Origin of the sequence: Serratia sp. ASV30, from assembly GCF_016428815.1 — a bacterium.
GTDB classification, from domain to species: domain Bacteria; phylum Pseudomonadota; class Gammaproteobacteria; order Enterobacterales; family Enterobacteriaceae; genus Chania; species Chania fonticola_C.
This window is the reverse complement of sequence record NZ_JAELTL010000011.1, coordinates 58,653-78,388: the sequence shown is the minus strand read 5'-3', so window position 1 is coordinate 78,388 and position 19,736 is coordinate 58,653. Positions and strand designations below refer to the sequence as shown.

The following is a 19,736-nucleotide window of genomic DNA, read 5'->3' as shown; positions in this document are numbered from 1 at the left end:
GGCGAAAATCTGTTCTAACAAGAACTTAACGACTAATAAAAGCACTGCTCTCAAGCAGGCAAAATGGATGGGATGCTTATGAATAAGGTAAGCAAGTTATTGATGCTATTTCTGGCAGGGATGTACGCGGTTTTTCTCTCTTTCTCGGCACAGGCAGATGCGACACCTGCCGCCACGCCGCAGAAGGTTGAAGCCAAGAATGAAACCTTCTCTGCACCTCACCCTGACCAATATAAGTCCTGGCAGGCGACTTCCGAGCAGTCCGATCGGGTAGACGCTTTGGCTGGCGACCCGCGTCTGGTCATTCTTTGGGCCGGATACCCGTTTGCCAAGGATTACAACAAGCCGCGTGGACATGCCTATGCCATCACGGATATCCGTGAATCCTTGCGTACCGGCGCCCCGAAAACGGCAGAAGATGGTCCGTTGCCAATGGCCTGCTGGAGCTGCAAAAGCCCGGACGTTGCCAGGGTGATCGCCGAACAGGGCGAAGCGAGTTATTTCCATGGTAAATGGGCGCGTGGCGGGCCGGAAATCGTCAATAACCTCGGCTGTGCGGACTGCCACAATACCGCTTCCGCTGATTTTGCCGCCGGTAAACCTGCGCTGCAACTTTCCCGCCCTTATGCGGCTCGCGCTATGCAGACGATCGGCAAGCCGTTTGATCAGGCAGGCCGCTTCGACCAGCAATCGATGGTGTGTGGGCAGTGCCACGTTGAGTATTACTTTGATGGTAAAGACAAAGCGGTGAAATTCCCTTGGGACAAGGGCACCACGGTCGATGACATGGAAGTGTATTACGACAACATCGAATTTTCCGACTGGACCAACCCGCTGTCCAAGACGCCAATGCTAAAAGCCCAACATCCAGAATACGAAACCTGGAGCGCGGGTATTCATGGCAAGAACAACGTCACCTGTATCGACTGCCATATGCCGAAAGTGCAAAACGCCCAAGGCAAGATCTACACCGATCACAAAATTGGCAACCCGTTCGATAACTACGAACAAACCTGTAAGAACTGCCACACCCAGGATAAAGCCAGCATGCAGGCGGTGGTGGAAAAACGTAAGCAGGATATCAACGAGATCAAGCTGAAGGTAGAAGACCAACTGGTCCACGCGCACTTTGAGGCGAAAGCAGCCTGGGATGCCGGAGCTACCGAAGCAGAGATGAAACCGATCCTGACCCATATCCGTCATGCACAGTGGCGTTGGGACTTTGCCATCGCTTCCCACGGTATTCAAATGCATGCGCCAGAAGTTGCATTGCGCATTTTGGGCACCGCGCTCGATCAGGCAGCACAGGCTCGGACTCAGTTGATCCGTCTGCTAGCGACCAAGGGCATCACCACTGAAATCCCACTGCCAGACATTTCCACCAAGGAAAAGGCTCAGTTGGCGCTGGGTATGGACATGCCGCAGCTGAACGCCGAAAAGCAGGAATTCCTCAAGACGGTGGTACCGCAGTGGGAAGAACAGGCACGTAAAACCGGGCTGTTAGGCAAATAACCCCTCCGCCCCGTGTGCGGGGCGTAAACAAATGGAGTCAATATGAGCGTACTGCGTTCGTTATTAACTACCGGGGTGCTTGCCTGTAGCCTTTGGCTGACAGTATTACCGGTATCGGCCCAGACCGACAGCCCCGCTGTTCAACAGAAATCGGCGGAAGTCACCTTGCAACGTAATCCGGATGAGGCCTGCCTGCGCTGCCACAAGCCGCAACAAAATGCGATGCACGGTAAACATGCGGGAGCCATTAACCCGAATAACAAATTGCCACTGACCTGCACCAACTGTCACGGTTTACCTTCGCTGCATCACCGTGAGGGCGTGAAGGATGTGATGCGTTTCAACGAGCCGATGTTCGGCGTGGAACAGCAAAACAGCGTTTGCCTGTCCTGCCATTTGCCAGAGACATTGCAAAAAGCCTTCTGGCCGCATGATGTGCATTTGGCCAAGGTGAGCTGCGCCAGCTGCCATACCTTGCACCCGCAGCAAGATAAGGTACAGGGGCTGAACGATAAGGGGCGGATCAAGCTCTGCGTGGACTGCCACCGTCAACAACAGGATGATCCCGCGTTTAATCCAGCGTCCGTAAGGCTGGATAAGGGGCAGCCATGAGCTGCTCACGGCGCCGTTTTATCGTAGGCATTGGCGTGTTGGCGGCTGGCTCGACCCTGGCGGAAAAGCTGCTGGCGCGCACCATGAACGTCAATGGCATCCGTTACGGCATGATCCACGATGAGTCGCGTTGCATCGGCTGTACCGCCTGTATCGATGCCTGCCGCGAAGTCAATCAGGTGCCGGTGGGCGTTTCACGCCTGGAGATCGTCCGTAGCGAACCGATAGGCCAATTTCCGGACGTGAAATACCGGTTTTTCCGCCATTCGTGCCAGCATTGCGATGATGCTCCCTGTGTGCATGTCTGCCCAACCGGAGCCTCGTTTATCGATGCCGCCAGCGGCATTGTCGACGTGAACCCGGATCTCTGTGTCGGTTGCCAATACTGCATCGCTGCGTGCCCTTACCGGGTACGCTTTATTCATCCGGTGAGCAAAACGGCGGATAAATGCGATTTTTGCCGCAAGACCAACCTGCGGCAGGGCAAGCAGCCAGCCTGTGTATTGTCGTGCCCTACCAAGGCATTAACCTTTGGTAATCTCGACGATCCACACAGTGATATTTCGCGTCTGTTGCAGCAAAAGACCACTTATCGCTACAAGATAGCCTTGGGGACACGGCCAAAAATGTATCGCGTGCCGTTTAAATATGGGGAGACAAGTCAATGACTTCTGCCTTTCATTTTGACTCTCTGGTCTGGGACTGGCCCATTGCGATTTACCTGTTCCTGATCGGCATCTCTGCCGGTTTGGTCACCCTGGCTATCCTGTTGCGCCGTTATCATCCAGAGGAGGGGGCCTCAAACAGCCGAGTGATGTTAACCACGCTGTTTATCGCCCCAACCTCGGTCATGCTTGGGCTGGTGATCCTGATCTTCCACCTGACCCGTCCGTGGACCTTCTGGAAACTGATGTTCCACTATAGCGTCACCTCGGTGATGTCGATGGGGGTGATGCTGTTCCAGGTCTATATGGTGGTGCTGGTGGTCTGGCTGGCGCTGATCTTCCGTGACGAGGTGGCGGCGCTGCAACAGCGTTGGTTGCCAAAGTTGGCGGTGATCCCACTCCTGCTGCAGCGCTTGCTGCCGCTGTTGCGGCTAATAGAAACGGTGATGCTGGTGTTGGCGGTGCTGTTGGGGGCTTATACCGGCTTCCTGCTTTCGGCGCTGAAGTCGTACCCGATGCTGAATAACCCGCTGTTACCGGTGCTGTTCCTGTTCTCTGGCGTTTCGTCCGGGATCGCGGTGGCACTGCTGGTGGCGGCCTTCGGACCTAAAGGTCATCTGCACAGCCGGGAAGTGCATTTCCTGCATCGCCTGGAGACGCCGGTGGTGTGGCTGGAGATCTTCCTGCTGGCGGCGTTCTTCATCGGCCTGTGGCTGGGGGATGACGGCAAACTCCGTGCCTTGTCGGCCGCGCTTGGCGGTGGGTTCTGGTCCTGGTGGTTCTGGTTGGGCGTTGTTGGTTGCGGGCTGATTATGCCATTGCTGCTGAAAGCTCTGGGCTGGGGGAAAGCGCATTTCCATATCCTGTTGATCAGCGGCGCTAGCCTGTGTGGCGTGCTGTTGCTGCGTTATTTTATTCTGTATGCCGGGCAGATGACGGTTGCCTGAGTGCTTACCCGTCGTCTTTCAAGCCGCAGCGTTGTTACCTGCACTTACCCACCCCGGTCACTTACTAAAAGTAAGCTCCTGGGGATGAACAAGCTTGTCGCCTAGCAGTGCTGTACAAGGATGTACGAATGCCGCGAGCGCAGGGATGCGCATGAGCGGCCGACTTTAAATCCATAGGGTAGAGCAGGACAGATAGAAGAGAATAAGGCGGTAGATGTGTTGTGGTTACCCGAGCTGGGATTTATTGCGTTATTGCTGGCCTGTACGGCGTCGCTGCTGCTGGCTGGCATTACGCTGTTGACGTTGATGGATCGCCGTTGGGGTGGGCTGTTGCCAGTGCGTGGCTGGAGCCTGAGCATTTTTGTGTTAATCGCACTGTCTTTCGCCATTCTGCTACAGCTGTTTTTGCAAAATGACTTCTCGGTCATGTACGTAGCACAGCATGGTCACAGCCAGTTGCCACCGCTGATGAAGGCTGGGGCGCTGTGGGGTGGGCACGAAGGCTCGATGCTGCTCTGGCTGCTGTGCCTGGCCGGTTGGTCTGCCTGCTTTGCCTTGTTCAGCCCTAAATCGATGCGCTCACTACAGCCGCTCACGCTGGCCATTCTGGCGTTGATCGTCGGCTGTTTTCTGCTTTTCATCCTGTTCTTCTCCGATCCTTTCGTTCGGCTCTTTCCCGCCGCGGTTCAAGGGCGCGATCTGAACCCGATGCTGCAACATATCGGCCTGATCCTGCACCCTCCGCTGCTCTATTTGGGCTATGCAGGGTTTGCCACCTGTAGTGCTCTGATGCTTGCTGCTTTGCTGCAAGGGGAGTTTAGCGCCGAGATTGCCGGGCAGTGCCTGCGCTGGGCCAAACCGGCCTGGTGTTTCCTCACTGCCGGGATTATTTTGGGGTCCTGGTGGGCTTACAGCGAGTTGGGCTGGGGCGGTTGGTGGTTCTGGGATCCGGTGGAGAATGCTTCACTGCTCCCTTGGCTGACCGCGACTGCTTTGTTACACAGTTTGGCAGTCGGCCAGCGTACCGGAGGATTGCGGCATTGGTCGCTATTGCTGACGTTAGGCACCTTTGTTCTCAGCCTGCTGGGCACCCTGATTGTGCGTTCTGGCATCCTGGTTTCAGTGCACGCCTTTGCGTTGGATGAGCAGCGTGCATTGCCGCTGTTTATCCTGTTTGCGTTCCTTAGTGGTTCATCGTTTTTGATTTATGCATTACGTGCCAACCGGGGGAAAGCCGTTATGTCCCCGGTGAAACCTGCATTGCTCGGCGCGTTGTTGCTTCTCAGTTCCGCCGCACTGATCGTGCTGGTGGGGACTTTGTACCCGATGCTCTATCGGATAATGGGGTGGGGGCAGATCTCGGTTGGCGCGCCTTATTTCAATCTGGTGCTGCTGCCGTTTGGGCTGCTGGGGCTGGTATTGATGTGTTACGGCGGATTCAGGCGGCGGCGTTATGCCCAGTGGATCGCTCACGCAGGAGTGCTGCTGACGGCATTAGGCATTGCCAGTTCGGCGCTGCAACGCCATGAAATCAGCCTGAACGTCACCGTGGGCGAGACGGTCAGCCTGGCGGGATACCAATTTACGCTGCGTTCGGTAGATCTACAGGCTCAGGCTAATTTCACCAGTGAACAGGCGGTGATTGAGGTTACCCAGCAAGGCAAACCCGTGGCCCAGTTAACGCCTGAAAGGCGGTTTTACACCGCACGCCGCCAACAGATGTTTGAGCCAGGCATCGACTGGAACGCTTTCCATGACTGGTACGTGGTTATGGGCGAAAAAAGTGGCGAGCAGCGTTATGCCATGCGCTTTTATGTGCAGACCGGCATCCGTTGGATCTGGTGGGGTGGGGCGTTGATGATGATTGGCGTGTTGGCCGCCGGTTGGCAAAGGAGGCAAGCATGCGCTGGTTAACTGCTCTGTTGTTGTGGGGGAGCATCACGTTGCCACTGGTGGCCCAGATCGTCGATACCTGGGCATTCACCTCGCCGGAAATGCAGGAGCGGGCGCTGACGGTGGCAGGCCAGATCCGTTGCCCGCAATGCCAGAATCAGAGCCTGCTGGAGTCCAATGCCCCTGCGGCGGTCGCCATGCGCCATGAGGTGTTTGCCATGACCGAACAAGGCAAAACGCAGGCGGAAATCATGAGTTTTATGACGGCACGCTACGGTAACTTTGTCCGCTACCAACCGGCTTTTGAGCCCTCGACGTTGTTACTCTGGGGGCTGCCACCGCTGATGTTAGGGGCGATTGGGCTGGTGTTATGGCGGCGGAGGAAAGCGGAATGAAATCGCGTTCTTTCCCTCTGCTGTTTATCGTGCTGGTGCTCGGCCTTTCCGCGGGTTGGTATGTGGCCAGCGGCCGTCCGGTTACCGTGTTGGCCGAACAGCATAAGCGCAGCTTGCCCGTCCTACCGCTCACGCCTCATCAGCAGGCCGAAAGCGAGTTTCAGCAGTTACAGCAACAGATCGACCAGTCACCGCAGGACAGCGTGTTGTGGGCACAGCTGGGGGAATATTATCTGTTTAACGATAATTTTGCCGATGCGCAGGCGGCCTATCAGCGGGCATTGGCTCTACGCGGGGCGAATGCCGAACTTTACTCGGCGTTGGCAACGGTGCTTTATTACCAGGCAGGCCAGCGTATTACCCCGCAGGTGGAGAGCAATATAGCAAAGGCTTTGGCGTTGGATAAGGATGAGGTCTCGGCGCTGATGTTGCTGGCTGCCGATGCCTTTATGCATACGGAATATGCCAAGGCGATAAGCTTATGGCAACGCCTGTTGGACAGCCAGTCACCACGGGTTAACCGGCCACAGCTGATTGAGGCTATCAATATGGCCAAGCTGCTGTTACAGAATCAATAAAATTGAGCGATTTCCCCTCACCCTAACCCTCTCCCAAAGGGAGAGGGGACCGTACGTGCCACCTGTTGGCTAATTTATTTATCCTATATATCAATATATTAAAGTTAAACTCTGCACATAATGACAACGCCGTAGCAGCTCCCTCTCCTGAGGGGACCGTGCGTGCCACCTGTTGGCTAATTTATTTATCCTATATATCAATATATTAAAGTTAAACTCTGCACATAACGATAACGCCGTAGCAGCTCCCTCTCCTGAGGGAGGGGGTTGGGGTGAGGGGCCGGAGCTCACTCCATGCGAATGAAATTCACCAATCTAGGCTGAGCAATCCTCTGATAATCTCCAGCGTTGAGGATCAGCGAACGCTCCAGCGTGCCAGCATTAAAGGCCAACTCGTCAAAGCGTTCAAACAGCAGCGGGTCGGCGACCAGCAGCAAATCCGGGTGGAAGCTGAACGGCGGGATCGCGCCAAAGACGCAGTCGGTCAGTTGGTCGACTTCAACCGGGCTGGCCAGTGAGGCGCGAGTACCGCCAACACCCTGCGCCAACGCGCCGAGATCGGCCTGTTGGTCGGCGGGCAGGATGGCCAGCACGTGCTGCTTGATGCCGTTGCCCTTGACGTGGCACACCAACGCTTTCGCCCCTTGCCCCAACTGGGTGCCGCGTATCTTGGCGACTTCTTCGGATTTTCCTGCCGTGGGATGCTCAACCACGCGATAGCGCGCCTGCTGCTGGTCAAGAAGGGAGGTTAAACGACTAAAGGTTGCGGTAGACACGCCATGCTCTCCTGAGTTTTGCTTTTCTTGCCCCTATCATAACGCGTTGTGACAGAGAATGGCTCAGCCAGATTATTGATTAAACAACGGGCTATTTTTTTGTTTTTACGGATAATACGTAATTATGAAACGGGATTTTAATTTTTTGAAAGGAAAGGGGCGTGAAGACTAACCTGTCGTTGTTTACCCAGCCGAAGTTCGTTTGGCTGTGTGCGGCTTTCTGCTGTTTGCTGTGGGGCAGTGCCTACCCGGCGATTAAAAACGGCTATGACATTTTCCAGATCGCCACCGACGATCTCCCCGGCAAGATCGTCTTTGCCGGTTACCGCTTTGTGATTGCAGGGGCCTTATTACTGCTGTTTGCCATCTTGCAGGGTAAGCCCATCGGCCGTTTGTCACGACGCCAGTATTCACAGTTGGTGGTGTTAGGGAGCACGCAAACGGCACTGCAATACGTCTTCTTCTATATCGGTCTGGCCTACACCACTGGGGTAAAAGGATCGATCATGAATGCGACCGGCACCTTCTTTAGCGTGTTGCTGGCGCATTTCATTTATAAAAACGATCGTCTTAGCATGAATAAAATCGTCGGCTGCGTGGTGGGTTTTGCCGGGGTGATGGTGGTGAACTTCAACAGTCAACTGATGGACTTCAGCTTTAGCTGGCTGGGGGACGGTTTTGTGGTGATCGCCGCGTTTATCCTTTCGGCCGCTACGCTGTATGGCAAGCGCATTTCGCAGACCGTCGATCCGACGATCATGACCGGCTGGCAACTGGCCATCGGCGGTGTGATGCTGACGGTTGGGGGATATCTGGCAGGGGGCCGGTTAGAGTTCCACGGCTGGGCATCGGTGACGATCCTGGGCTACCTGGCGCTGCTGTCATCGGTTGCTTTTGCGCTCTGGAGCCTGCTGCTGAAATATAACCGCGTGGGCATGATTGCGCCGTTCAACTTCCTGATCCCGGTTTCCGGTGCGGTATTATCGGCCATTTTCTTACAGGAAAGCATCACGGAATGGCGTTATGCCGTGGCGCTGGTGCTGGTGTGCTTTGGTATCTGGCGGGTCAACGTAGTGCGCAAAGAGGCATCGTAGGGGCGCCCGCATGCGAGTCAGATTCCATATAAATACTGTCATAATGTGAGTGGGCGAATGCCTGTGGTAGGTTTTTTATGTTAAGTCCAGGATGACCAACATGAAAAAAACCACTCCTACACTGCACGATGCGGTATTTAAACAGTTTCTGACTCACCCAGATACGGCCCGAGATTTTCTGGAATTGCACTTGCCGCCTGCCTTGCTGCAATTTTGCGATCTGAATACGCTAAAACTAGAATCTGGTAGTTTTATCGAGAGTGGCCTGCGTGCTTACTACTCCGACGTACTCTATTCGTTGCACACGGAGCAGGGGGACGGTTATGTGTACGTTTTGCTTGAGCATCAAAGCTCACCCGATAAGCACATGGCATTTCGACTCGTACGCTATGCCATTGCCGCGATGCATCGCCATCTGGAAGCGGGTCATGACCAGCTTCCGCTGGTTATCCCAATGCTCTTTTATCACGGTCAGGTGACGCCTTATCCCTATACCATGAGTTGGCTAGAGGAATTCAGTGAACCCGAGCTGGCCAGGCAGCTCTATGCAGGCCATTTTCCTTTGGTTGATGTCACCATCATTCCAGACGATGACATCATGCAACATCGCCGTATGGCCATTCTTGAACTGTTGCAAAAGCACGTGCGCCTACGTGATCTGGCTGAACTCAAGGAACAACTGGTCACATTATTGCTGGCCGGATACACTAACAAAGAGCAACTCATATCGTTGATTAACTATATGTTGCAGGTGGGGAGCACGACTGAACCGGGTGTATTGATCCACGAGTTGGCGAGGCGTGCACCACAGCACGAGGAGGAATTGATGACTATTGCAGAATATCTCAAACAACAAGGTATTGAGATAGGTATCGAGATAGGTATTGAGAAAGGTCGGGAGGCGGTCCTGAAAATTGCGAGTTCCATGCTGGCTGATGGCTTCGATCGCGCCCAGGTGATGAAATTGACCGGCCTCTCGGCAGACGATTTGGCGAAAATCAGCCACTAAACATGAGCTGAGATAACGAATGCTAGATGAGGAACCACTGTGTGGTACCCATTTTCATAATGGCGAGCTCTGTATTCTTTGCCATAAGTCACTATGTGACCTTGTGGAGGGGGGGCAAAAATCACTAAAACCGAGGTGGCCACTTCAAGGAGAAGCAGGCTCGATACAGCTAAACCTCAGGTTGTTCTTCCACCAGGTCAATCATTTGTGCCAGCGCTGGGCTGCTGTTCTCTCTGTGCCATGCCATCAATAATTCAATCTGTGGTGCACTGGCCGGTAGCGGGCGGAAGACCACGTTCGATGACTGAAAATGGCTGACATAGCGCGGCACAATAGACAGGCCCAGCCCCATTCCTACCAGATTCATGGTGACCAGAATGTTGGTTGCTGCCTGCACGATCTTGGGCTTGCTGTGGGATTCGGCGAGGTAGGCAGTCACCATCTGGTGCAACGCGCCGGAGTGGGCCGGATCGGTGCTGATAAAATTCTCGCCATCAAGATGTTGCGGCTCTAGCTGCGATTCTTTACTCAGCGGATGATCAATGGGCATCACCACCACCAAGGGCTCACGATAAACCACCCGGTAGTTCAGTTGATTACTGATAATCGGGCGGCGCATAAAACCAACGTCAATCTCTCCTTTCAATAACTTATCTTCTTGCTGAGTGGTAATGATACTCACCAGTTCGATACTGGACGCCGGTAGCCGCAGGCGTAACTGGGGCAGAACGTCAGGCAGGATGTTCACTTCCGCACAGGGCACAAAGCCAATGATCAGCCGAACCTGTTGTTCCATGGCCTTGCGCGCCAACTGTTTTGCCTGCTCTGACAATTCAAGAATATTGATCGCCTGATGTAAAAATACTTCTCCGGCGCGGGTTAGCGAAACCTGGCGATTATTTCTGATTAATAATGGCGCGCCCACACAACCCTCAAGATCTTTTATCTGGCTGCTCAATGAAGGCTGCGACGTATGTAGCCTCTCGGCGGCCCGGGTGAAATTGAGTTCTTCGGCTACCGCGACAAAATAACGTAAGTGTCTTAGCTCCATGCCTTTTTCTCCCATCATAGAAAAAATGTCTGGTACGGTCGTTTTTTACTATTTCACAAAATAGTAACTGGAAAGCAACATCCTTTGCGTAACCCCTACGAAGGTCAATACATCTCTTGGATGAGGATCAAATAATATGACCACCAACGCAAAATTAGATGTTTATAGCCTGATCGACACCCGGAATGGGCAAGTTCTGCCACGGATCTATACCGATCCGGACATTTATCAATTAGAGCTGGAGCGTATATTTGGCCGCTGCTGGCTGTTTCTGGCCCATGAAAGTCAGATCCCCAAACCCGGCGATTTCTTTAACACCTACATGGGGGAAGACGCGGTAGTCGTTATCCGTCAGAAAGATGGCTCCCTCAAGGCGTTTCTCAACCAGTGCCGCCACCGTGCAATGCGTGTCAGCTACGCGGACAGCGGCAATACCCGCGCTTTTACCTGTCCTTACCACGGCTGGTCTTATGGCATCGATGGTGAATTGGTCGAGGTGCCGTTAGAGCCACGTGCCTACCCGCAAGGGCTGTGCAAATCGCATTGGGGGCTGAAGGAAGTGCCCGGTGTCGAAAGCTATAAAGGCCTGATATTTGGCAACTGGGATACCAGTGCTCCGCCACTCAAAGAATATCTGGGGGATATGGCCTGGTATCTGGATGGTTTGCTGGATCGGCGGGAAGGCGGCACCGAAATTGTCGGTGGTGTGCAGAAGTGGGTCATTAACTGCAACTGGAAGTTCCCGGCCGAGCAGTTCGCCAGCGATCAGTATCATGCCCTGTTCAGCCATGTCTCGGCGGTACAGGTCTTGGGCGGCATGCAGGACGGCAGCGATAAAAAACTGGGTAATGATCAAACCCCGCGCCCGGTATGGGAAACCGCCAAAGACGCGGTGCAATTCGGCCAGGACGGCCACGGCTGTGGCTTCTTCTTTACCGAAAAACCGGACGCCAACGTGTGGGTTGATGGCGAAGTCTCGCGCTACTACCGGGAAAGCTACCCCGAAGCCGAGCAGCGTTTGGGCAAAATCCGTGCCCTGCGTCTGGCCGGGCATAACAATATTTTCCCCACCCTCTCCTGGCTCAATGGCACCGCCACCCTGCGCGTCTGGCATCCACGCGGGCCGGACCAGGTAGAAGTCTGGGCATTCTGCATTGCCGACAAGGCCGCCTCGCCGGAAACCAAAGCGGCGTTTGAAAACAGCGCTACCCGAGCCTTTGGCCCTGCCGGTTTCCTTGAGCAGGATGATTCGGAAAACTGGGCTGAGATCCAGAAACTGCTCAAAGGCCACCAGGCCCGCAACAATCCATTGTGCCTGGAGATGGGGCTGAATCAGGAAAAACGCCGTGAAGACGGTATTCCCGGCATTACCAACTACATCTTTTCCGAAACCGCCGCGCGCGGCATGTACCAACGTTGGGCGGATTTGCTGAGCAGCGAAACCTGGCAGGAAGTCCAAGAGAAAACCGCAGCCTACCAGCAGGAGGTGATGAAATGAGCCATCCGATCTCTATGGAACTCCAGCATCAGATTACCCAGTTTCTCTACCACGAAGCCGCCCTGTTGGATGACTGGGCGTTCCGCGCCTGGTTGGAACTGCTTGACGACGATTTGAGCTACACCATGCGCACTATGGTTAATGCCCAGACCCGCGATCGGCGTAAAGGGGTGCAACCGCCGACCACCTGGATTTTCAACGACACCAAATCACAGCTGGAACGCCGGATCGCTCGCCTGGAAACCGGAATGGCCTGGGCTGAAGAGCCTCCGTCCCGTACTCGCCATATGGTCAGCAACTGCATTATCAGCGAAACGGCGCAGGCCGATGTGTTCTCCGTAAGGGTTAACTACCTGCTTTACCGGTCGCAAAAAGAGCGCGACGAAACCTTCTACGTTGGCACCCGTACCGATCTGCTGCGCCGCCGTTCAACCGAAGAGGGGTGGGGGCTGTGCGGGCGTGAAATTATTCTCGACCAGGTGGTTATTACCTCCCACAACATGAGCATCCTGTTCTGATGAAACGAATCCATGCTTGTTCTGTTGGGGCGTTGCCGGAGGGGGAAGCTCTCCGGCTCGATACTGAGCCGACGATCGCGCTGTTTCATGTAGGCGGTGAATATTACGCGATCAACGATCGTTGCAGCCATGGCAATGCCTCGATGTCCGAGGGCTATATCGACGATGACGCGACCGTGGAATGTCCACTGCATTCGGCCAACTTTTGCCTGAAAACCGGTAAAGCGCTATGCATGCCCGCCACGGAGCCGCTGCAAACCTATCTGGTCACCGTGTCAGAGGGGGCCGTGTTCATCGATTTACCGGAGGGAGCCTGATGTCCGATCTCAAAGATGATGTAGTGCTGATAACCGGTGGCGGCTCAGGGTTAGGGCTGGCTTTGGTGGCGCGCTTTATTGAGGAGGGCGCCAGGGTAGTGACCCTGGAGCGTTCAGAGGAAAAGGTCAGCCGATTACAGCAGCAGTTTGGTGAGCAGGTTGTGGCCGTGCAGGGGGACGTGACTTGCTTTGCCGATAATCAGCGTGCGGTAGCAATGGCGCTGTCCCGCTTTGGGCGTCTGGACTGTTTTATCGGCAATGCCGGTATCTGGGATCATAATGCCTCGTTGCTGGCGACACCGGCGGAGCAGTTAGAGTCCGGCTTTAACGAGCTGTTTGCCGTTAACGTCAAGGGCTATCTGTTGGGTGCCAAAGCCAGCGCTCCGGCATTGATCCACTCTTGCGGCAGTATGATCTTCACGCTTTCCAATGCGGCCTGGTATCCCGGTGGTGGTGGCCCGCTGTATACCGCCAGCAAGCATGCTGACGTAGGGTTGATCCGTCAGTTGGCTTATGAACTGGCCCCCAAGGTGCGGGTCAATGGCGTTGGGCCTTGTGGCATGGCCAGTGACTTGCGTGGTCCACAGGCGCTTGGGCAGCAGGACACCTCGATTATGCAATCGCTGACGCCGGAAAAGATTGCCGCCATTCTGCCGTTGCAATTCTCCCCTGTGCCGGAAGATTTTACCGGCCCTTACGTGATGCTGGCCTCGCGCCGTAACAACCGGACGCTGAGCGGCGTGATGATCAATGCCGATGCGGGCCTGGCCATTCGGGGTATTCGCCACGTGGCGGGCGGATTGCAGTTATAGGAGCCAACATGAAACAGATAGTGATTATCGGCGGCGGTCAGGCCGGGGCTATGGCGGCCGCAGCCCTACGTGCACAGCGGTTTACCGGTGGCATTACCTTGATCGGCGAAGAGCCGGAAATGCCGTACGAACGTCCCCCTTTGTCGAAAGCTATGTTGTTGTCGCCCACTGCGCAGTTGCAAGACATTCTGCCTGCTTCTTTCTATGAGGAGAATGCCATTGTCCTGCGCCGCAATACGCGGGTTGTCGGGATCGATACCTTACAACACACGGTGCTGTTGGCTGATGGTGAAGAATTGGAGTGGGACCGGTTGCTGTTGGCGACCGGGGCCAAGGCACGACGGCTTACATCTCTGGATGCGTTGGGTGATAAATCGCATACCTTGCGCACAGCGGCAGATGCCAGGCGGCTACGTGGTGTACTGACTGCCAACCAACGGATCCTGATTGTCGGTGCTGGCACCATTGGCCTCGAGCTGGCAGCCAGTGCGAAGCAGAGTGGCTGTGAGGTGACGGTGATTGAGCAGGCCGCGATGGTGATGGGGCGAAATGCTCCACCGCCGGTGCGGGATTATCTGACGGGCCTGCATCAACAACATCAGGTGCGTCTTTGCCTTAATGCCCAGATTGAGCACGCCGCCCTGGAACAGGAAAACGTGGTGCTGACGTTGCAGGACGGCGAACGGCTGATGGGTGACGCGGTGATTTATGGCATTGGCATTGAAGCCAACGATCGCCTGGCAACCCAGGCCGGATTAGCCACCGCCAACGGCATTATTGTCGACGACCATTGCCGTACTTCGGTTGCCAATATTTATGCGGCTGGAGATGTCACCTTACGCCGTCAGGGGGATCAACTTGTCCGCCTGGAAACCTGGGATAACGCCAACCAGCAGGCACTGGTGGCGGCCTGTGCCATGTTGGATCAGCCGTTACCGGCCACGGTGCCGGTGTGGTTCTGGACCGATCAGTTCGACAGCAATATTCAGTTTATCGGGGCCATGCAGAGTGAACATTGGTTAGTGCGCGGCAGCGTTGAGGCGCACAACGCCATCTGGTTTGCGTTGCAAGAGGGTCGGCTGGTGGGGGCCATCACGCTGAACCAAGGCCGGGAAATGCGCCATCTGCGCAGGTTGATCCAGCAAGGGAACCCGGTTGATGAAACGCTGTTGACCGACCCACTTGTGGCACTAAAGAGCTTGATGTAGCCCCGCGAAGGCTAACCGGTTTCCCCTCCTCACCCCACTCTCTTACGCAGGAGAGGGAGTTGATCTGGTGTCGCGAGCAGGTGAGGGGGGGCTTTTACGCCCGGAACCTGAACCGTCTGGAATAGCCGTTCCGCGCTAAACACGCTAATGACTAAAAACAAGGTGGCTTGATATGAACGCTTATCTCCATTGTCTCTCTCATTCCCCGCTGGTGGGTTACGTTGATCCGGCCCCAGCGGTGCTGGCCGAAGTGGAAAAAACCATTGCCGATGCACGCCAGCGGATCCAGGCATTTGATCCTGAACTGGTGATCCTGTTCGCGCCAGATCATTACAACGGTTTTTTCTACGACATCATGCCGCCGTTCTGCATTGGTATGGCCGCTACGGCGATTGGAGACTTCAGCAGTGCCGCTGGCGAACTGCCGGTGCCTGCGGAACTGGCCGAAGCCTGCGCTCAATCTGTGTTGGATGCAGGGGTTGATGTTGCGGTTTCCTATTGCATGCAGGTGGATCATGGTTTTGCCCAGCCGCTGGAGTATTTGCTCGGTGGCCTGTCAAACTGCCCGGTGCTGCCGGTATTTATCAATGGGGTCGCGCCACCCTTGCCTGGCTTCAAGCGTACGCGCCTGCTGGGGGAAGCTATCGGACGTTTTGCCCGTGGCCTCGATAAACGGGTGTTGATCCTGGGCTCCGGTGGGCTTTCGCACCAGCCACCGGTACCTCAGTTGGCCGGGGCCGATGCTCATATGCGTGACCGTCTGTTGGGCAGTGGCCGCCAATTACCGGCAGACGAGCGCCAATTACGCCAGCACCGCGTTATCACTGCCGCCTGTGCTTTTGTGCGGGATCAGAGCACCTTACATCCTCTCAACCCGGTCTGGGACAACCAGTTTATGGACGTTCTTTCCGGTGGGCAGTTGGCGGAACTGGACGGGCTGGGCAATGACGAACTGTCGGCGATCGCTGGCCGTTCGACCCATGAGGTTAAAGCCTGGATGGCCGCCTTTGCTGCGCTATCGGCATTTGGTCCTTATCAGACCGAGGGGCGCTATTACCGCGAGCTTCCTGAGTGGATCACCGGATTCGGCTCAATCAGCGCCGCACCGCGAAAATAATAACGATAAAGGAACAACATCATGACATCGCAATCTTTTGACCTTACTGAAGAAAATACCAGCCGCTTCGTGCAGATCCAAGAGGGTGAAGCCAGCCTGCGTATCCATTACAACGACTGTGGCAACGGTGCGCAAACCGTGGTTATGCTGCACGGTTCCGGCCCCGGAGCCAGCGGTTGGGCGAACTTCAGCCGTAATATTGAACCTTTGGTATCAGCAGGTTATCGCGTGATCCTGCTGGATTTCCCAGGCTGGAGCAAGAGCGATTCAATCGTCAGTAACGGTTCCCGTTCGGACCTCAATGCGCGCATTTTGAAAGGGCTGGTGGACGCGCTGGATCTGCAGCAGGTACATCTGCTGGGGAACTCGATGGGCGGCCACAGCGCCGTGGCGTTTACCCTGACCTGGCCGGAGCGCGTTGGCAAACTGGTGTTGATGGGGGGCGGTACAGGTGGTGCTAGCCCCTTTGTGCCGATGCCAACGGAAGGGATCAAGCTGTTGCAGGGGCTTTATCGCGAGCCAAACATCGAGAACTTGCGCAAAATGATGAACATTTTTGTTTACGACCCCAGCGATCTGACCGAAGCGCTGTTCAAAACCCGCCTCGATAATATTCTGGCGCACCGTGACCACCTGGAAAACTTCGTCAAGAGCCTGTCCGTTAATCCGAAGCAGTTCCCGGATTTCAGCCCGCGCCTGGGCGAAATCAAAGCCCAAACGCTGATCGTCTGGGGGCGCAACGATCGCTTTGTGCCGATGGATACCGGGCTGCGTCTGCTCGCAGGCATTGCCGGGTCACAGCTGCATGTGTTCAGCAACTGTGGGCATTGGGCGCAATGGGAACATGCCGACACCTTTAACCGCATGGTTGTGGATTTCCTCAAGCATTAATCAGGGAGCGAATGATGAGTGATTACAATCTGGAGCAATTGGCCGAGGCGTTACGGCAGTCCGAGGCTAGCGGCAAGGTGATTGGGCCCTTGCGCGAACGTCTCGGCCTCGACAACGGCGAGGCGGCCTACGCCATCCAGCAATTGAACGTGCAGCATTGGCAGGCTGCGGGCCGCCGAGTGGTAGGGCGCAAAGTAGGACTTACCCATCCCAAGGTTCAGCAACAGCTGGGAGTTGACCAGCCGGACTTCGGCACCCTGTTTGCCGACATGTGCTACGGCACCAACCAGGGCATTCCATTTTCGCGGGTGATGCAGCCGCGTATCGAAGCGGAGATTGCGTTGGTGCTGGATCGTGATTTACCGCATGCCGATACCACGTTCGATGAGTTATGTAGCGCAGTGGAGTGGGTATTGCCAGCGCTTGAAGTGGTGGGCAGCCGTATCAAAGACTGGTCGATCGCGTTTGTTGATACCGTGGCGGATAACGCTTCCTGTGGTGTGTATGTGCTGGGTGGCCCGGTGCGTCGGATCGATGAGGTGGACCTGCAACATTGCGGTATGAGCATGACGCGCAATAACGAGGTGGTGTCTAGCGGGCGTGGCAGTGAATGTCTTGGGCATCCGATCAATGCTGCCGTCTGGTTGGTACGCAAAATGGCCAGCCTCGGCACGCCGTTACGAGCTGGTGATGTAGTGCTGACCGGAGCTCTGGGCCCGATGGTGCCGGTGCAAGCAGGTGACAGTTTTATGGCAACAATTGAAGGCGTCGGCACGGTTTCGACCCACTTCTATGAGGATAGCCAATGATGAGCAAGAGAAAAGTGGCGATCGTCGGTTCCGGCAATATCGGTACCGATTTGATGATTAAAATCCTGCGTAACGCCCAGCATCTGGAGATGGGGGCGATGGTGGGGATCGATCCTGAATCGGACGGGTTGGCTCGTGCTCGCCGGATGGGGGTTGCAACCTGTCATACCGGCGTTAACGGACTGATTCAGATGCCGGAATTCGCCGACATTGATTTTGTCTTTGATGCCACCAGTGCGAGCGCACACGTTAAAAATGATGCCATCCTGCGGGCGGCCAAACCGGGGATCCGGCTGATCGATCTGACACCTGCGGCGATTGGCCCTTATTGCGTGCCGGTAGTGAACCTGGAGGAAAACCTCAGCCAGGTCAACGTCAATATGGTGACCTGCGGCGGCCAGGCGACCATCCCTATGGTGGCAGCGGTAGCACGGGTGGCCAGAGTTCATTACGCCGAAATTATCGCATCCATTGCCAGTAAGTCTGCCGGGCCGGGAACTCGCGCTAATATCGATGAGTTTACCGAAACAACCAGCAAGGCGATCGAGGTGGTCGGCGGGGCTGAGAGGGGCAAAGCGATTATCGTTTTGAACCCGGCGGAACCGTCCTTAATGATGCGTGATACCGTCTATGTGCTGAGTGAATCAGTCGATCAAGCCAAGGTTGAGGCTTCAATCAACGAAATGGCGGCGGCCGTGCAGGCCTACGTGCCAGGCTATCGCCTGAAGCAGAAAGTGCAGTTTGATGTTATTCCTGCCGATGCACCGCTTAATTTACCGGGGATTGGTCGTTTTTCTGGCCTGAAAACCTCGGTGTTTCTGGAAGTTGAAGGCGCGGCACACTACCTACCTGCCTATGCAGGCAACCTTGATATCATGACTTCCGCTGCGCTGGCGACCGCCGAGCGTATGGCTCAGGCCATGGCGTATGTTGCTGGAGAACGGCTATGAGCGACAAAAAAATCTCTATCTCGGATGTCACCCTGCGCGACGGGATGCACGCTATTCGTCACCAATATACGCTGCAAAATGTGCAGGACATTGCCAGGGCGCTGGATGCGGCGAAGGTAGATTCGATAGAAGTGGCACATGGTGATGGTCTACAGGGCTCCAGCTTCAACTACGGCTTTGGCGCACATACCGATCTGGAATGGATTGAGGCGGCGGCGGATGTGACCACCCACGCTAAAATCGCCACCTTACTGCTGCCGGGTATTGGCACTATTCACGATCTGAAGGATGCCTATAACGCTGGGGCACGGGTGGTGCGAGTCGCCACTCACTGTACCGAAGCCGATGTCTCCAAACAGCATATCGCCTATGCCCGTGAGCTGGGTATGGATACCGTGGGTTTCCTGATGATGAGCCATATGACGACGCCGGAAAATCTGGCCAGCCAGGCCAAGCTGATGGAAAGTTACGGGGCAACCTGCATCTACGTGGTGGATTCTGGCGGCGCGATGAATATGAACGATATCCGAGCCCGTTTCCGAGCCTTGAAAGCGGTGTTGAAACCAGAAACGCAAACCGGTATGCATGCGCACCATAACCTCAGTCTTGGGGTTGCCAACTCGATGGTGGCGGTAGAAGAAGGGTGCGATCGTGTGGATGCCAGCTTGGCAGGGATGGGGGCAGGAGCCGGTAACGCGCCGCTTGAGGTGTTTATTGCGGCGGCGGATAAGCTTGGCTGGAACCATGGCACGGATCTGTATGCCTTGATGGATGCGGCTGACGATCTGGTGCGCCCGTTGCAGGATCGGCCCGTTCGCGTCGATCGTGAAACGTTGGCGCTGGGCTATGCCGGGGTTTACTCCAGTTTCCTGCGCCACTGTGAAGTGGCCGCGGCGAAATACGGTATCAACGCAGTAGATATTCTGGTTGAGCTGGGTAAGCGCCGTATGGTGGGCGGCCAGGAAGATATGATCGTCGACGTGGCGCTGGATCTGCGTTCTCGTTAATCCTCTGCAGGCCAGTCAGGCTGGCCTGCAGTTCTTTGTTAAGCCGTGGTGAAATTGACAGATAGGTCAGACACCAC

At 55.5% G+C, this 19,736-nt stretch carries 21 protein-coding genes; 19 read left to right on the top strand and 2 right to left on the bottom strand.

Annotation, left to right across the window (positions count from 1 at the left end):
* Positions 1 to 120: 120 nt before the first annotated feature.
* The 7 genes from nrfA (at position 121) to JHD74_RS07170 (ending at position 6,602) form a co-directional block, all read left to right on the top strand.
* Entirely contained in the window at positions 121 to 1,512 is a 1,392-nt protein-coding gene (nrfA, locus tag JHD74_RS07200) for an ammonia-forming nitrite reductase cytochrome c552 subunit (RefSeq protein WP_255519164.1), read from the top strand.
* Positions 1,513 to 1,554: 42 nt separating this feature from the next.
* On the top strand, positions 1,555 to 2,124 hold the full coding sequence (gene nrfB, locus JHD74_RS07195; protein WP_199062231.1) for a cytochrome c nitrite reductase pentaheme subunit: 570 nt from the start codon (positions 1,555 to 1,557) through the stop codon (positions 2,122 to 2,124).
* On the top strand, positions 2,121 to 2,792 hold the full coding sequence (nrfC, locus tag JHD74_RS07190) for a cytochrome c nitrite reductase Fe-S protein (protein ID WP_021180036.1): 672 nt from the start codon (positions 2,121 to 2,123) through the stop codon (positions 2,790 to 2,792). The genes nrfB and nrfC overlap by 4 nt, the downstream gene beginning before the upstream one ends.
* Positions 2,789 to 3,736 (top strand): cytochrome c nitrite reductase subunit NrfD, encoded by a 948-nt coding sequence (gene nrfD, locus JHD74_RS07185; protein ID WP_024530327.1) that lies wholly within the window; start codon positions 2,789 to 2,791, stop codon positions 3,734 to 3,736. The genes nrfC and nrfD overlap by 4 nt, the downstream gene beginning before the upstream one ends.
* 216 nt (positions 3,737 to 3,952) lie before the next feature.
* The gene (locus JHD74_RS07180) at positions 3,953 to 5,650 is read left to right on the top strand and encodes a heme lyase CcmF/NrfE family subunit (protein ID WP_199062229.1); all 1,698 of its coding nucleotides are present in this window, start codon (positions 3,953 to 3,955) and stop codon (positions 5,648 to 5,650) included.
* Entirely contained in the window at positions 5,638 to 6,024 is a 387-nt protein-coding gene (locus JHD74_RS07175) for a cytochrome c-type biogenesis protein CcmH (RefSeq protein WP_199062227.1), read from the top strand. The genes JHD74_RS07180 and JHD74_RS07175 overlap by 13 nt, the downstream gene beginning before the upstream one ends.
* Positions 6,021 to 6,602, top strand: coding sequence for a heme lyase NrfEFG subunit NrfG (locus JHD74_RS07170; RefSeq protein WP_199062225.1), 582 nt, complete (start codon positions 6,021 to 6,023; stop codon positions 6,600 to 6,602). Before JHD74_RS07175 ends, JHD74_RS07170 begins: the two co-directional genes overlap by 4 nt.
* A 287-nt stretch (positions 6,603 to 6,889) precedes the next feature.
* On the opposite strand, the gene JHD74_RS07165 is transcribed toward JHD74_RS07170, so the two are convergent.
* Positions 6,890 to 7,378: a YbaK/prolyl-tRNA synthetase associated domain-containing protein gene (locus JHD74_RS07165; protein ID WP_024530323.1), complete on the bottom strand. Its 489-nt coding sequence runs from the start codon at positions 7,376 to 7,378 to the stop codon at positions 6,890 to 6,892.
* Between the two features lie 161 nt (positions 7,379 to 7,539).
* On the opposite strand from JHD74_RS07165, the gene JHD74_RS07160 reads away from it, so the two are divergent.
* Both JHD74_RS07160 and JHD74_RS07155 read left to right on the top strand, forming a co-directional pair.
* Entirely contained in the window at positions 7,540 to 8,472 is a 933-nt protein-coding gene (locus JHD74_RS07160; RefSeq protein ID WP_074027893.1) for a DMT family transporter, read from the top strand.
* Between the two features lie 100 nt (positions 8,473 to 8,572).
* A complete protein-coding gene (locus JHD74_RS07155; RefSeq protein WP_304621702.1) occupies positions 8,573 to 9,481 on the top strand; it encodes an Rpn family recombination-promoting nuclease/putative transposase in 909 nt (302 codons plus the stop codon).
* Between the two features lie 169 nt (positions 9,482 to 9,650).
* On the opposite strand, the gene hcaR is transcribed toward JHD74_RS07155, so the two are convergent.
* Positions 9,651 to 10,532, bottom strand: coding sequence for a DNA-binding transcriptional regulator HcaR (gene hcaR / locus JHD74_RS07150; protein ID WP_199062221.1), 882 nt, complete (start codon positions 10,530 to 10,532; stop codon positions 9,651 to 9,653).
* A gap of 136 nt (positions 10,533 to 10,668) precedes the next feature.
* On the opposite strand from hcaR, the gene hcaE reads away from it, so the two are divergent.
* The 10 genes from hcaE (at position 10,669) to mhpE (ending at position 19,659) form a co-directional block, all read left to right on the top strand.
* On the top strand, positions 10,669 to 12,030 hold the full coding sequence (hcaE, locus tag JHD74_RS07145; protein ID WP_199062219.1) for a 3-phenylpropionate/cinnamic acid dioxygenase subunit alpha: 1,362 nt from the start codon (positions 10,669 to 10,671) through the stop codon (positions 12,028 to 12,030).
* Entirely contained in the window at positions 12,027 to 12,548 is a 522-nt protein-coding gene (hcaF, locus tag JHD74_RS07140) for a 3-phenylpropionate/cinnamic acid dioxygenase subunit beta (RefSeq protein WP_024530776.1), read from the top strand. Before hcaE ends, hcaF begins: the two co-directional genes overlap by 4 nt.
* Positions 12,548 to 12,865 carry a 3-phenylpropionate/cinnamic acid dioxygenase ferredoxin subunit gene (gene hcaC / locus JHD74_RS07135; RefSeq protein ID WP_065686368.1) on the top strand — a complete coding sequence of 106 codons (318 nt, stop codon included), beginning with the start codon at positions 12,548 to 12,550 and terminating at the stop codon, positions 12,863 to 12,865. The genes hcaF and hcaC overlap by 1 nt, the downstream gene beginning before the upstream one ends.
* Complete coding sequence (gene hcaB / locus JHD74_RS07130) at positions 12,865 to 13,677, top strand: 3-phenylpropionate-dihydrodiol/cinnamic acid-dihydrodiol dehydrogenase (protein ID WP_199062218.1); 813 nt, start codon at positions 12,865 to 12,867, stop codon at positions 13,675 to 13,677. The genes hcaC and hcaB overlap by 1 nt, the downstream gene beginning before the upstream one ends.
* Before the next feature lie 8 nt (positions 13,678 to 13,685).
* A complete protein-coding gene (gene hcaD / locus JHD74_RS07125; protein WP_199062216.1) occupies positions 13,686 to 14,885 on the top strand; it encodes a 3-phenylpropionate/cinnamic acid dioxygenase ferredoxin--NAD(+) reductase subunit in 1,200 nt (399 codons plus the stop codon).
* Positions 14,886 to 15,057: 172 nt separating this feature from the next.
* A complete protein-coding gene (gene mhpB, locus JHD74_RS07120) occupies positions 15,058 to 16,002 on the top strand; it encodes a 3-carboxyethylcatechol 2,3-dioxygenase (RefSeq protein WP_199062214.1) in 945 nt (314 codons plus the stop codon).
* Between the two features lie 21 nt (positions 16,003 to 16,023).
* On the top strand, positions 16,024 to 16,893 hold the full coding sequence (locus JHD74_RS07115) for an alpha/beta fold hydrolase (protein WP_199062212.1): 870 nt from the start codon (positions 16,024 to 16,026) through the stop codon (positions 16,891 to 16,893).
* Between the two features lie 14 nt (positions 16,894 to 16,907).
* Complete coding sequence (mhpD, locus tag JHD74_RS07110) at positions 16,908 to 17,702, top strand: 2-keto-4-pentenoate hydratase (RefSeq protein ID WP_199062210.1); 795 nt, start codon at positions 16,908 to 16,910, stop codon at positions 17,700 to 17,702.
* Entirely contained in the window at positions 17,702 to 18,652 is a 951-nt protein-coding gene (locus JHD74_RS07105; RefSeq protein WP_024530783.1) for an acetaldehyde dehydrogenase (acetylating), read from the top strand. The genes mhpD and JHD74_RS07105 overlap by 1 nt, the downstream gene beginning before the upstream one ends.
* Positions 18,649 to 19,659 carry a 4-hydroxy-2-oxovalerate aldolase gene (mhpE, locus tag JHD74_RS07100; RefSeq protein WP_024530784.1) on the top strand — a complete coding sequence of 337 codons (1,011 nt, stop codon included), beginning with the start codon at positions 18,649 to 18,651 and terminating at the stop codon, positions 19,657 to 19,659. The genes JHD74_RS07105 and mhpE overlap by 4 nt, the downstream gene beginning before the upstream one ends.
* Positions 19,660 to 19,736: the final 77 nt, after the last annotated feature.